Source organism: Hansschlegelia plantiphila, from assembly GCF_027922265.1.
Classification (GTDB): Bacteria; Pseudomonadota; Alphaproteobacteria; order Rhizobiales; family Methylopilaceae; genus Methylopila; species Methylopila plantiphila.
The window spans coordinates 178,458-191,203 of the sequence record NZ_BSFI01000021.1; the positions used below are offsets into that span (position 1 = coordinate 178,458).

The following is a 12,746-nucleotide window of genomic DNA, read 5'->3' on the forward strand; positions in this document are numbered from 1 at the left end:
GGATGCTCGACGTCTTGAACGCGGCGCCTGAAGAAGGACCGGCATGAATCTCGAAGTCGCGTTCGCTCCGCTGATCCCGCTGCCTGCGCTGATCGCGCTCGCTGTGGCGGGCCTCGTCGTAGCCGCGCTGTGCGTCTTCGGGCGCACGCGGGGAGCATGGTTGCGAGCCGCCGCCATCGCCTGCCTGCTGCTTGCGCTCGCCAACCCGTCCTTCACCAGCGAAGACCGCGAGACGCTGACCAACGTTCTGCCGGTCGTCATCGACCGCTCGGGCAGTCAGACGCTCGACGGCCGCAAGGTCCAGACGGACGAGGTCCGCAAACAACTGGAAAGTCGCCTCGCCGGTCTTCCCAACACCGAAATTCGCTGGATCGAAGCTGGACAGGACGCAGCGTCGAGCGACGGCACGACGCTGTTCGCAGCGCTCCGTGACGGGATCGCCGACGTCCCGCCGGAGCGGATCGCGGGCGCGCTGTTCGTGACCGACGGCGTTGTCCATGACGCCCCGCCAGACGCGCGCAGCCTTGGCTTCGCGGCCCCGGTTCATGCGCTCATCACTGGCCATCCGGACGAACGTGACCGGCGGATCGCGCTCACGCTGAGCCCTCGCTTCGGGATCGTCGGCCAAACTCAGAAGATCGGCTTCCGGATCGAGGAGGTGGGCAGGGATCTCGGCCGGCCCGTCGCCATCGTCGTGCGCCGCGACGGCGAGGAGATCATGCGGCTGCAGGCGATCCCCGGCCAGGTCACGACGGTCGACGCGCCCATCGTCCACGCAGGCGTCAACTTCGTGGAGATCGAGGCCGAGGACGCAGGGAACGAGATCACCACTGTCAACAACCGCGCCGTGCTGCCGATCGACGGGGTGCGGGAGAAGCTGAGAGTGCTCCTGGTCTCCGGCGAGCCGCATGCCGGCGAGCGGACCTGGCGCAACCTGCTCAAGGCCGACGCCAGCGTCGATCTCGTGCATTTCACAATTCTCAGGCCGCCGGAGAAGCAGGACGGCACGCCGATCAACGAGCTGTCGCTGATCGCCTTCCCGACCAGAGAACTGTTCGCGCAGAAGATCGACGAGTTCGACCTCATTATCTTCGACCGCTATGCGCGGCAGGGCATCCTGCCGATCGTCTATTTCGACAACATCGCCCGCTATGTCCGGAACGGCGGCGCGGTGCTGGTCGCAGGCGGCCCGGACTATTCGGAGCCCGGCTCGCTCTACGAGACCCCGCTCGCGCAGGTGCTCCCCGCCGAGCCGATGGGCGGCGTGGTGGAGCGCGAGTTCCTGCCCGTGCTGTCCGACGTCGGCCGCAAGCATCCCGTCACGCGCGGTCTCGCTGGCTCCGAAACGAACCCGCCGTCATGGGCGCCGTGGTTCCGCATGGTCGACTCGCGGCTGCGCGAGGGCGACGCCGTGCTGAACGGACCCGAGGACCGGCCGCTGCTTGTGCTGGCGCGGGAGGATAAAGGGCGCGTCGCGCTGCTGCTTTCCGATCACGCCTGGCTGTGGGCGCGCGGCTTCGACGGCGGCGGCCCGCATGTCGACCTGTTGCGCCGGCTTTCGCACTGGCTGATGAAGGAGCCGGACCTCGAGGAGGAAGCGCTGCGCGCCAGGGCGACCGGCAAAACCGTCACGATCGAGCGCCAGACGCTTAAGGACGAGGCGCAGCCGGTCGACGTCACGCTGCCGAGCGGCGAGCAGCGCCGGGTGACCCTCACTCAAACGGAGCCTGGCCTGTGGCGCGGCGTGCTGGAGACGCCGGAGCTCGGCCTCCACCGCGCGGCGGACGGAGCCTTCACGACGCTGGTCAATGTCGGCCCCCCGAACCCCCGCGAGCTTAGCGAGGCCGCAAGCACCGAAGCCCGGATGAAGCCCGTGGCGGACGCGACCGGAGGCTCGGTCAGGCGGGTGGCGCCGGAGACTGGAGCGCTCGACGTGCCACGGATCGTGCAGATCAGCGCCGGAGCGCGGACTTTCGGGACGGACTGGATCGGCGTAAGGCAGGCGGACGCCAGCGTCGTTCGCGGCCTCGGCATCCTGCCTATCTTTTCGGGCGTGCTCGGCCTCATCCTGCTGATCGGCGCCTTCGCCGCGACTTGGGCGCGCGAGGGCCGGTGACCGCCTTCGCCATCTTGCGCTGAGGACGACGATTTGGGCTGGTGGCTCGATATCCTGCAGAACTTCCTGCTCGCTGGCTCGACGCTCTTCTCGATCGTGAATCCCATGGGCGGAGCGCTGATCTTCGCTCAGATGACGGGCGATCGCTCGCACGCCGACCGCATCGCGCTCGCGCGCCGCATCGGCCTCTATGCCGCGGCGGTGATGCTCGTCTCCCTATGGCTGGGCGCCTATCTGCTCGCCTTTTTCGGCATCACGGTGCCGGCGCTCAGGATAGCCGGCGGGCTGGTCGTCGCGACGAGCGGCTGGCGGCTGCTGTTCACCGCCGAACATCACGAGGACCGCAAGCAGGCCCAGGTGAACGACGAGATGGGCTCCGACGACGTGGCCTTCTTTCCGCTGACCATGCCGCTGACGACTGGCCCCGGGACGATCTCGGTTGCAATTGCGCTCGGCGCGAACCGCCCCGGCGAAGGCGCGGAGCTCGCCGCCTTCGGCCTCGGCGCCTCCGCCGCCGCCATCGGGGTGGCCGCCGCCGTCTGGCTCGCCTACAGTTCCGCCGACTGGATCACCAGTCTGCTCGGACCGGGACGGGTCCGAATCATCGCGCGACTCGCCGCCTTCATTCTGCTCTGCGTCGGGGTGCAGATCACTTTGAGCGGCTTCATGGAAGCGTTGCGGGCGGCCGGCATAGGCCATGCCGCATAGCGGCGCCCCTTTCGGTCAGCGGACCGATGGCGTTTAACTCCCCGAGCGTCTCGGCCGCAGCGAGCAGCAGCCCGTGCCGGGCGATGAACGAACAGAGGCGATCCCCTTGATGCTTTTGGCGAAGGCGATATTCGGCGCGCTTGTCTGCCTCGCCGTCCTTTCCAATCCCGCGGCGGCGTCCCGGCCCGCGCTCGCTTATCCCGGAACCGCTTCGGCGATACAGAGCCCGCCGTTGCGAACGGCCGACAGGGAAGACGAGCGCTCTTGCAAGAATGGATCGAACACGCGGCAATTCGGCTGGAAGGTCGTGAAGTTCGGAGTCTCGACCCTGAAATTCCTCATCGGACTCCTGATCATTCCCGTCGGACTGTTCCTGGTCTGCATCGGCGCCGTGATCGAAGCGGTCGAGTGGGTCGCCTGCTGAATCCGGCTTTGTGAGGCCTCAGCGACGCTCGGTGAAAGCTGCGGCCAGAGCCGCGCGCATTGGCTTCGGCCTGAGATCCGCGTCGTAGGGAAGCCCGCGTGGCCGCTGGCCATCCGGCCATTTGTAGTCGGGATAGTCGGCCAGCCAGGAATACCGGTCCGTCAGGCCCCAGGCGAGAAATCCGATCATCGCCGGATTGGCGAGCGACACCTCCGCGAAGCGCCCGGCGACGGCGGCGATCTCGGCGTCACGCTTGACGACGTCGGCTGGACCAAAACGATCCGCGACATCGAATTCTGTGACCATCAACTTCAGACCGAAGCCCTGGAGCTCCCAGAGAAACCTGGCGTAGATCCGCTCGTCGAACCGCGTCCTGAACGGATCGAGATGGCCCTGCACGCCGAAGCCGTCGATCGGCGCCCCCTGCTTCTTCAGTTTCTCGATCACCTTCAGAACCGCGACCCGCTTTTTCTCGTGGTCGGGATGGTCCATCTCGACGCCGTAATCTCCATAGAACAGCAGCGCGTCCGGATCGCTCGCCCGAGCCGCGTGAAAGGCGGTCTCGAGATAGCCCTCGCCGAACGCGCGATACCAGTGCGAGCTGACGCGCAGTCCGTCGGCCTGCCCCTCGGCCGGGTCCACGACTTCATTGACGACGTCCCAGGAATGGATTTGGCCGCGGTAGTGGAGGCAGGATCGCGTGATCATGTCGGTCAGCAGCCGCTCGTCCGGGGCTTCGGCGAGGCGTTGCTTGAGCCAGTCCGGCCCCTCGTAATGCCAGACCAGCGCGTGCCCGCGAAGCTTCTGACCGTTGCGCGCCGCGAACGCCGCGATCGCGTCGCCGCCGCTGAAGTCCCAGACGCCCTCGAGCCTTTGCACGGCCGCGCGCTTCATCTCCCATTCGGCGACAAGGATGCTGGTCTCCCGCGAGACCAGCGCCGCGAAGGAGGGATCGTTCGATAGATGGTCACTCGACACCGCGCAGCCAAAGAGCAGCCCGCTGGCCGCCGCCAGCTCGCCGAGCGTCTGCTCTTCGGCGCGACCAGCATGAGGAAGACCGACGAGAATTGCAGCTGCTGCGGCCAGCGTTTCACGCCGGGACATAGCCATGGGACGCCAACCTCAGCCTACGCCGCCGTCCGATTGGAGGGGTCTACCTATCGACGATAAAATCCGGCCATCGGCATGCCGACAAGAGGAGGACAGACGGCGGCGCACCGCTTCCCGAAAGGCTCGCCTATTCGCGTTCGGGATGCTACAGGACGCCGCTGCCGCATACGGCCGGGAGCGCGTAGCTCAGCTGGTAGAGCAACGGACTTTTAATCTGTAGGTCCTGGGTTCGAGTCCCAGCGCGCTCACCATGGCTCTCCGTCCGCGTCGATCGCGGGCGACCCACCAATCCAGCGGGTCTCTGGCTTACATCAGCGGCTCGATCATCGGTCCTTCGGGCGGGGAAATCGGTTCGTCGATGGACGGGTCGACGCCGGGGTCGGGGTTCGGCACGATGTCTGGATCCTGAACCGGGGCCTCGTCGGGAATTGGCGGCCGGATCGGCTCGCCCGGCTGGGGCGGATTGGGAACGTTCGGGCCAAAATTCATCGCATGCTCCTTGGATCGAGCCAGTCGTCATCAGGACAAGGCGTGCCCCGGCCCGATGGTTCCGATCACTCCGCCGGCGACGGCCTGGAGACGATCTGGGGTTCACGCAAGCGGAGCCTACGGTGGACGAACCTGTACCGGCGGCCCTCCCGGCGCTCTTCCTCTTCCTGAACGGCGATATGGGGAAGCAGCAGGTGCTTCATCAGCACGAACGAGATCACCAGCAACGGCACGGCGAGGAATGCGCCGACCGGGCCCCAGAGCCACAGCCAGAAGGCAAGCGATAGCAACACCAGGAGGGGATTGATGGTGAATCGACGTCCGAGCACCAGTGGCGTGAGGATGTTGCCCTCGACGAAAGCGAGCGCCACGAAGGCGAGCGGCGGCAGTAGAGCGATCAGCGTCGACTTGATCGTCACGAGGCTGACGCCCGCAAGGATCAGGGTCAGCGTCGCGGGACCGATGAACGGCGCGTAATTCAGCACGAAGGCCAGCGCGCCCCAAAGGGTCGGGCTCGGAAGGCCGAGCGCCCACATCATGATCGTCACCGCGACGCCAAGTCCGAAATTGATGATCGTGATCGTCAGCAGATAATCCGAGACGTGCGCTTCGACGTCCCGCATGACGCGGCCGGCGGTGAGCCGCGCTTTGCGCCCCAGACAGAGGTTGAGGAGGCCGGTGCGGATGCCGGTGCGCGTCGAAAGGTAGAAGAACAGCGTGCAGACGAACAGCGCCAGCTGGCCCAGAATCGCAGGCGCGGATTGAGCGGCGCTGGATAGAAGCCCCGCGCTCTCCAGCACCACCCGGGGCGTCTTCTCGCCGCCCATGCTCGTGGCGCGCTCGATTGATTCCGAGACCTCGCGAAGCTGGAGGAACGTCGCGCGCATCTCGATGATCTTGACCTGAAGCGCGCGCCAGAGTTCCGGCGCACGGTCGATCCACGCCTGGAGCGGCAGCGAGAACGCGTAAGCGGCGAGATAAAGAACGACACCGATCCCGATCACGGCGATCAACGCGCCGATCGGGGCCGGCACGCCGCGCCGCTCGAGCCGGCCAATGCCGGGCCCGAGCAGCAGTCCGATGATGATCGCGAACGCGATCGGCATCAGGACTTCCCCAGCGAGCTTGAGCGCTATGGAGGCTGCGATGACGAACAGCCCGATCAGGCTAACTTTAGCGAGCGCGTCGAGCATCGCCGCGGTCGCGGCGCGACGTCTCGATCCGACCTTCGCTTCCGGACTGCCGGCCGTCACGTCGAAAGGTTGTTCGCCGCCATTCAACCGAGAGCGACTTTGCGGTTCTCACCAAGATCAGGCCGTTCGTGCTTGGAGCGGGCCTTGGCGATCTCGAAGGCGACGACCAACGGGTTCGAGGTTCCGTCCCAGAACTCGCCGGAACGCGGCGTAACTTTCAGTAGCCGGATGTTCGGGTCTTCCGGTCCGTCAGGGAACCACGTTTTGGTCATCGAATTGAACCGGGACCTGATCTCCGCTCGGTCGTCGCTGACTTCCGCTTCGCCCGAGATCGAGACATACGCGTTGGATCCGGGCTTCGCGAAAGCCAGGCAGACCTGCGGGTCTGCTGCGATCTCCTCATCCTTGTGCGCGCGGACGTCGGTGAAGAATACGATCTCGCCGCGCTCCGGATCGGACATCGCATGCATCGGCCGGGCATGAAGGGCGTCGCCGTTTTTCGAGGTCAGCATGCAGACGCTGATCTCGTCGACGAGTTCCCAGACCCGGTCGGCGTCGGATGAAGCGGCCATGAAGAAACTCCTTAGGCTTGGGCGCCGATTAAGACGGCGGCCGTTTGAGCTCATGAGCTCAAAACCTCCGGAAGGGGCTCGTGGTTCCTTTCAGGCGCCCATAAGGCCGCTTCGTCACTGCTCGCGGAAGCTTTTGTGGAACGAGTGCAGGACCGGATCGAGGAAATATTCCATCGCCACACGTTTCTTCGCCTCGACATAGGCCTCGACGGGCGTGCCGGGCTTCATGTCCTGCGGGTTGGCGTAGGCGGAGAAGGCGGCGCGGTCCACGGCGACCTGAGCGGTGTAGTAGTTCTCGCGGGTTTGCGGATCGGTGATGATGTCCGCCGCGACCTTGATGACGTGGCCTGGGATCATTGGCATGTCGCGCATCGGGAAAGTCATGAACGACACGCGCGCCGGCTGGCCCGCCTCGATGTTGCGGATGTCCTGCGGGGATACGCGCCCTTCGATCACGAGGTCGCCTTCCGTCGGCACGATCTGGAGAATTTCGACGCCCGGCCGGACCACGCCGCCGACGGTCTTGACCTGTAGATTCAGCACGTACCCCGCATCGGGCGCCAGCACCTGCGTACGGGTGAGGATGTCGGCGCTGCCTGTCAGCCGCGACTGAAGACCCGCAATCTCGGAGCGCGCCTTGGAGAGCTCGCCAGAGGCGTCGCTGACGTAGGCGGTGTCGGTGTTCTGCAGCGTGATCTGTTTCTCAACGGCCTCGAGCTCGGCGCGCCTGATGTCGGATCTGGTCGTCGCGATCTCGGTGTCGAGCTCCGACCGGCGACGCTGCAGATCAAGCAACTGCGGCTTCCGGGCGAGGCCCTTGTCCATCAGGCTCTGGGTGTCGGCGATCTGGATATCCACCAGATCACGTTGCGTCTTGGACCCGTCAATCCTGGCGTTGGCGCCGTCGACCTGGGCGCGAAGCTTCGAAATCTGCGTCTGCAGCAGATCCTTCTTCTCGAGGAGGTTCCGGACGTTCGCCTCGAACAGCCGCTGCTGGCCCGTGACAAAGTCCGCGAAGTTTGGATCGCTTGCGGCGACGGCGATCGCGCTTGAGAAGTCCGGCGCGCTCTCGCGCGCAAGTTCCGCGGAAAGGCGCGCCGCCTCGGCTGAACGGCGCGACAACGCCCCTCTGATCTGACCGACGACCGACTGAGCCTGCTCCCGCTGAAGGGTCAGAAGCGGCTGCCCCCGCTTCACGAAGTCGCCTTCCTTGACGAGAATTTCGCTGACGATGCCGCCTTCGAGATGCGAGACCGACTTGCGGCTGGCTTCCGGCCCGACCGTGCCGCGCACAACGGCGCCGGCCGACAGCGGCGCGGTCGCGGCCCAGACGGCGAAACCGCCCATGAAGCCGAAGATGACGACGCCTCCCGCGACCGCGACCCCGCGGAGCCGGACCGCAAGACGCGGCGAGCGGACGACGACGGACTCGTCGACGCTGACGACCGGGTTCGCGCTCATCGCGCGCTTCCAGGTATGGCGCGTATGTCGGACGACGGCACCGGCGCGACGAGTTCGCGGAGCACCTCGGTCGGCGGGCCGAGCTTGACGATCTGTCCGTTCTGCATGACGGCGACCCTGTCTGCGAGATGCGCGAGCGCCGGCTTGTGCGTGACGATGACGACGGTCGCGCCGCGTTGCTTGAGCGCCGCCAGACAGGCCACAAGCGCGCGTTCGCCTTCACCGTCCAGACTTGCGTTGGGCTCGTCGAGCACGACGATGCGCGTGTCGCCGTACACCGCACGGGCAAGCGCAATGCGCTGGCGCTGCCCGCCGGAGAGCATAGCCCCGCCGTTCGTGAGCACCGTGTCGTATCCCTGCGGCAGCGAAAGGATGAGACCGTGGCAGCCGGAGAGCTTCGCGGCTTCAACGACGGCTGCGTCGTCCGGCTCGTCGAAGCGGGCGATGACGTCGCGGACGCGGCCGGAGAAGAGTTCGGTGCCCTGCGCAAGGTAGCCGACATACTTGCGACGCTGGTCGTCGCGCCACATCAGGATATCGCCGCCATCGAGCCGCACGGCCCCCCTGCTCGGCGCGCGGCTACCGACGATCGTGCGGCAGAGCGTGCTCTTGCCCGACCCCGACGGTCCGATGAAGGAGATGCTTTCCCCGGCCTTCACGACGAGCGACACGTTGTTCAGGATCGCCTTGTTACCGGCAGCCATCACGGTCACCCCTTCGATCGTCAGCCGCCCTTCAGGCGCCGGCAGAGCGATCGGGCTCTCGATCAACGCGCCGGAGGCGTTCAACAGGGATTCGATGCGGCCCCACGCGAGCCGACTCTGCTGAAGGCCGCGCCATGCGGCGATCGCCTGATCCAGCGGCGCGAGAGCCCGTGACAGCAGGATCGAACTCGCGATCATGCCGCCCGGCGTGATGTGCCCGGCGAGCGAGAGATAGGCACCGAGCGCAAGCGTCGCGATCTGCGCTACGACCCGGAGAAACTTACCGGCGCCGATCATGACGGTGCTGCTGTCGGTCGCGGCGGCGAGGATGGCGGTCGACATCGCGTTTGCGCGGCTCGCCTTTTCGGCGAGAGGCCGGCCAAGGCCCATCGCGGACACGGTGTCGACGTTGCGGGCCGCCTCCGCCAGCACGCGCTGGGCCTCTTGTTGACCCTTCGAAACGCGCTCGGTCGCCGGCTTCGTCACGCGATCGTTGAGAAGCGCGAGAGCCACGATCAGCATGGAGAAGCCGAGGCCCAGAAGGCCGAGATAGGGATGGATCAGCGTGCAGCCGATGAGGAACAGCGGCATCCAGGGTATGTCGCAGAGCGACGGCAGCGTCGGACCGGATAGAAACTGGCGAACGGTGCGCAGGTCGTTGAAGGGGGTGCCTTCCTGCGCGCCGGAATGCTTCACGAGGCCGCGTTCGGCGCCCATCGCGGCGGCGAACACCGGTTCGAACAGCGTGTCCTCGATCCATTCGCCAATGCGCGAAAGCGCCCGAAGACGAAGGGATTCAAGCATCGCGTAGATCGCGATCGACCCGGCGGCGATCAGCGTCACATAGATCAACGTTTCGATTACGCCGCTGCGAAGCACGCGGTCGTAAATTTGCATCATGTAAAGAGAGGGGACCAGTAGCAGCAGGTTGATCGCGATGCTAAACACTGCGAGCAGCCCGACGGCGGACTTCAGTTCGACTTTCACGCGCCTCAGAGCGTCGGCGCCGGGGCCTTGGGGCTGATTCTGGTTCTGCGCCATCGACATCGACATCGGTCCCGGCCGCACGGCCGTTTAGCGGCCTTTGTGGGCGCGTGAATATGTCACGCGATACGTTACCGCAATCAGCGAAACTGCGTACGTATTCGAATGATAGTCGCCGGAAGGAGAAATGCTTCGTCACCAAAGATGGTGAATGCAAAACGACGTCGGGCCGTTTCCGGGCGTCAGATGTCGCCCCGCGCCCATCCTTCTTGTGCCGACGCTGCGTAGTCTGCGAAGGATCCGGCCGCGATCGCGGCCCGAGCGCCGTACATCAAGTGTTGATAGTAGGCGATGTTCGCCCAGCTCAACAGCATCATGCCAAGGATTTCGCCCGCCTTCACCAGATGGTGGAGATAGGCGCGGGAATAGTCACGGAGCGCCGGACAGTCGCTCGCCTCGTCTAGAGGACGTGGATCGTCAGCGTGACGGGCGTTCTTGAGGTTGATCTTGCCGAAACGCGTGAAGGCCTGGCCATGCCGGCCGGCGCGTGTCGGCATGACGCAGTCGAACATGTCGATCCCGCGCGCGACGCTCTTCAGTATGTCGTCGGGCGAGCCCACCCCCATGAGATAGCGCGGCCGATCCCACGGCAGCGCGGGAACAGTCTCGTCGAGCATCGCGAGCATCGTCTCCTGAGGCTCGCCGACCGCGAGGCCGCCGACCGCGTAACCGTCGAAGCCGATGTCGACGAGTTTGCAAGCCGAGACTTTGCGGAGATCGGCGACGTCGCCGCCCTGCACGATGCCGAACAGCGCCCTGCCCTGTGGCGCTCCGAAGGCCGCCTTGGAACGCTCGGCCCAGTCGACCGAGAGCAGCATGGCGCGCTCGATCTCTTCCCGCGACGCAGGAAGGCGCACGCATTCGTCGAGTTGCATGGTGACGTCGGCGCCGAGCAGGCGCTGGATCTCGACTGAGCGCTCCGGCGTCAGCCGATGCGTCGAGCCGTCGATGTGCGAGCGGAAAGTCACGCCGTCGCGGTCGAGTTTCCTCAGGGCCGACAGCGACATCACCTGAAAGCCGCCGCTGTCGGTGAGGATCGGGCGCGGCCAGCCCATGAACGTATGCAACCCGCCGAGCCTCGCGACCCGTTCCGCGCCGGGCCGCAGCATCAGATGGTAGACGTTGCCCAGAACGATATCGGCGCCGGTCGCGCGCACCTGGTCGGCGTAGAGCGCCTTGACGGTCGCAGCGGTGCCCACCGGCATGAAAGCGGGCGTACGGATCGCTCCACGGGGAAAGACGAGATCCCCAGTGCGCGCCGCGCCGTCGCTGGCTGCGATATTGAAGGGTATCGCGCTCATGACCTCGCCGGCAGAAACAGGCACGCATCGCCGTAGGAGTAAAAACGGTAACGCTCGGCGATGGCGTGCGCGTAGGCGCGCCTAACCGTGTCGAGGCCTGCGAACGCCGAGATCAGCATCATCAGGGTCGATCGCGGAAGGTGGAAGTTGGTTATCAGCGCGTCGACCGCTCGGAAGCGATAACCGGGAGTGATGAAAATCTCGGTCTCGCCCGAAAACGCGCGGAGACGGCCATCCTCGCCAGCGGCGCTTTCGAGGAGCCGAGCGGCCGTGGTGCCGACGGCGACAATGCGCCCTCCCCGTTCACGGACGGCGTTCAGCACATCGGCGGTCTGCTGGTCGAGGAACCCGGTCTCGGCGTGCATACGGTGGTCGTCGGTGTCTTCGGCCTTGACGGGCAGAAACGTCCCGGCCCCGACGTGAAGCACCGTCTCGTGCCGGCTGACGCCGCGCGCGGCGAGCGCGTCGATCAGGGCGGGCGTGAAATGAAGTCCGGCCGTCGGAGCCGCGACCGCGCCTGGCTCGCGGGCGAAGAGGGTCTGGTAGTCTGACGCGTCGCGGGCGTCGGTCGCGCGACGTCCGGCGATATAGGGCGGCAGGGGAAGTTCACCGGTCTCGGCGATCGCTTGGTCGAGATCGGGCCCGGCAAGGTCGAAGGCGATCGTGACCTCGCCGGCGCCGCCACGCGCCTCGACTGTCGCGGCGAGGCGCGTGAGCGGAGAAGCGTCGCCCGAATCCGGCGCAAGTTCGATGCGATCGCCCGCGGCGAGCTTCTTGGCGGGTCGGGCGAAGGCCAGCCAGCGCGCCGCGTCGAGACGGCGGTGGAGCAGAATTTCGACCCGCGCCACGGTCTCGCCCCGCCGGCGCAGGCCCCGTAGCCGGGCGGGGATGACGCGGGTCGCGTTCACAACCAGGGCGTCGCCCGGCTCGAGGACGCCGGCGAGATCAGAAACCGTACGGTCGTCGATCTCCGGCTCCCCGCCCGGGCGGACGACGAGCAGGCGCGCCGCGTCACGCGGCGCCACGGGGCGCAACGCGATCAGGTCGTCCGGCAGATCGAAGTCGAACAGCGCGACGTCCAAGTGCGTCCGATCTCCGGCGTCCGCCGGCCGCTTCGCGGGTAGGAGCTGCGAGGCTCAGGCGACGTCGGCCGCAACCTTCATCGTGATGATCCGGTCGGGATCCGACACCGGCTCGCCGCGCTTGATCTGGTCGATGTAATCCATACCAGCGGTCACCTTGCCCCAGACGGAGTATTGGCCGTCGAGCCAGGGCGCGTCCCCGAAGCAGATGAAGAACTGGCTGTCCGCCGAATTCGGGTCCATAGCGCGCGCCGCTGAAACCGTGCCGCGAACATGCTTCTCCTTCGAGAACTCGGCCTTGAGATGCTTTCCGGATCCGCCGCGGCCGGTGCCTTCGGGGTCGCCTGTCTGCGCCATGAAGCCCTCGATCACACGATGGAACACCACGCCGTCGTAGAAGCCCTGACGGGCGAGTTCTTTGACGCGCGCGACGTGGACGGGCGCGAGGTCCGGGCGCAGTTCGATGGTGACGGCTCCCTTCGAGGTCTCGAGCAGAAGGGTGTTTTCTGGATCGCTCATGATCGGTCTCCTTGAATGAGGGC

The 12,746-nt window shown here is 66.3% G+C and carries 12 protein-coding genes and 1 tRNA gene; 4 read left to right on the forward strand and 9 right to left on the reverse strand.

All coding sequences use genetic code 11. The features are described 5' to 3' along the window. Positions 1-43: 43 nt before the first annotated feature. From PKE75_RS15235 to PKE75_RS15245, 3 genes are all read left to right on the forward strand, one after another. Positions 44-2,116 (forward strand): hypothetical protein, encoded by a 2,073-nt coding sequence (locus tag PKE75_RS15235; RefSeq protein ID WP_271169594.1) that lies wholly within the window; start codon positions 44-46, stop codon positions 2,114-2,116. Positions 2,117-2,149: 33 nt separating this feature from the next. Next, complete coding sequence (locus tag PKE75_RS15240) at positions 2,150-2,824, forward strand: MarC family protein (RefSeq protein ID WP_271169595.1); 675 nt, start codon at positions 2,150-2,152, stop codon at positions 2,822-2,824. 109 nt (positions 2,825-2,933) lie between these two features. Further along, positions 2,934-3,248, forward strand: coding sequence for a hypothetical protein (locus PKE75_RS15245; protein WP_271169596.1), 315 nt, complete (start codon positions 2,934-2,936; stop codon positions 3,246-3,248). Positions 3,249-3,266: 18 nt separating this feature from the next. On the opposite strand, the gene PKE75_RS15250 is transcribed toward PKE75_RS15245, so the two are convergent. Next, the gene (locus PKE75_RS15250; protein WP_271169597.1) at positions 3,267-4,358 is read right to left on the reverse strand and encodes an endo-1,4-beta-xylanase; all 1,092 of its coding nucleotides are present in this window, start codon (positions 4,356-4,358) and stop codon (positions 3,267-3,269) included. Between the two features lie 175 nt (positions 4,359-4,533). On the opposite strand from PKE75_RS15250, the gene PKE75_RS15255 reads away from it, so the two are divergent. Then, positions 4,534-4,609 (forward strand) — tRNA-Lys (locus tag PKE75_RS15255). Between the two features lie 55 nt (positions 4,610-4,664). Here PKE75_RS15255 and PKE75_RS15260 read toward each other — a convergent pair. From PKE75_RS15260 to PKE75_RS15295, 8 genes are all read right to left on the reverse strand, one after another. Then, complete coding sequence (locus tag PKE75_RS15260; RefSeq protein ID WP_271169598.1) at positions 4,665-4,847, reverse strand: hypothetical protein; 183 nt, start codon at positions 4,845-4,847, stop codon at positions 4,665-4,667. Between the two features lie 65 nt (positions 4,848-4,912). Then, positions 4,913-6,100: an AI-2E family transporter gene (locus PKE75_RS15265; RefSeq protein WP_271169599.1), complete on the reverse strand. Its 1,188-nt coding sequence runs from the start codon at positions 6,098-6,100 to the stop codon at positions 4,913-4,915. A 23-nt stretch (positions 6,101-6,123) separates the two neighbouring features. Next, positions 6,124-6,612 (reverse strand): pyridoxamine 5'-phosphate oxidase family protein, encoded by a 489-nt coding sequence (locus tag PKE75_RS15270; protein WP_271169600.1) that lies wholly within the window; start codon positions 6,610-6,612, stop codon positions 6,124-6,126. 114 nt (positions 6,613-6,726) lie between these two features. Beyond that, complete coding sequence (locus PKE75_RS15275) at positions 6,727-8,073, reverse strand: HlyD family type I secretion periplasmic adaptor subunit (RefSeq protein WP_271169601.1); 1,347 nt, start codon at positions 8,071-8,073, stop codon at positions 6,727-6,729. Then, entirely contained in the window at positions 8,070-9,824 is a 1,755-nt protein-coding gene (locus PKE75_RS15280; protein ID WP_271169602.1) for a type I secretion system permease/ATPase, read from the reverse strand. The genes PKE75_RS15275 and PKE75_RS15280 overlap by 4 nt, the downstream gene beginning before the upstream one ends. Before the next feature lie 179 nt (positions 9,825-10,003). Further along, positions 10,004-11,122 (reverse strand): tRNA guanosine(34) transglycosylase Tgt, encoded by a 1,119-nt coding sequence (gene tgt / locus PKE75_RS15285; protein ID WP_271169603.1) that lies wholly within the window; start codon positions 11,120-11,122, stop codon positions 10,004-10,006. Further along, positions 11,119-12,204 (reverse strand): tRNA preQ1(34) S-adenosylmethionine ribosyltransferase-isomerase QueA, encoded by a 1,086-nt coding sequence (gene queA, locus PKE75_RS15290; RefSeq protein ID WP_271169604.1) that lies wholly within the window; start codon positions 12,202-12,204, stop codon positions 11,119-11,121. The genes tgt and queA overlap by 4 nt, the downstream gene beginning before the upstream one ends. Before the next feature lie 54 nt (positions 12,205-12,258). After that, positions 12,259-12,723 (reverse strand): peptidylprolyl isomerase, encoded by a 465-nt coding sequence (locus PKE75_RS15295; RefSeq protein ID WP_271169605.1) that lies wholly within the window; start codon positions 12,721-12,723, stop codon positions 12,259-12,261. Positions 12,724-12,746: the final 23 nt, after the last annotated feature.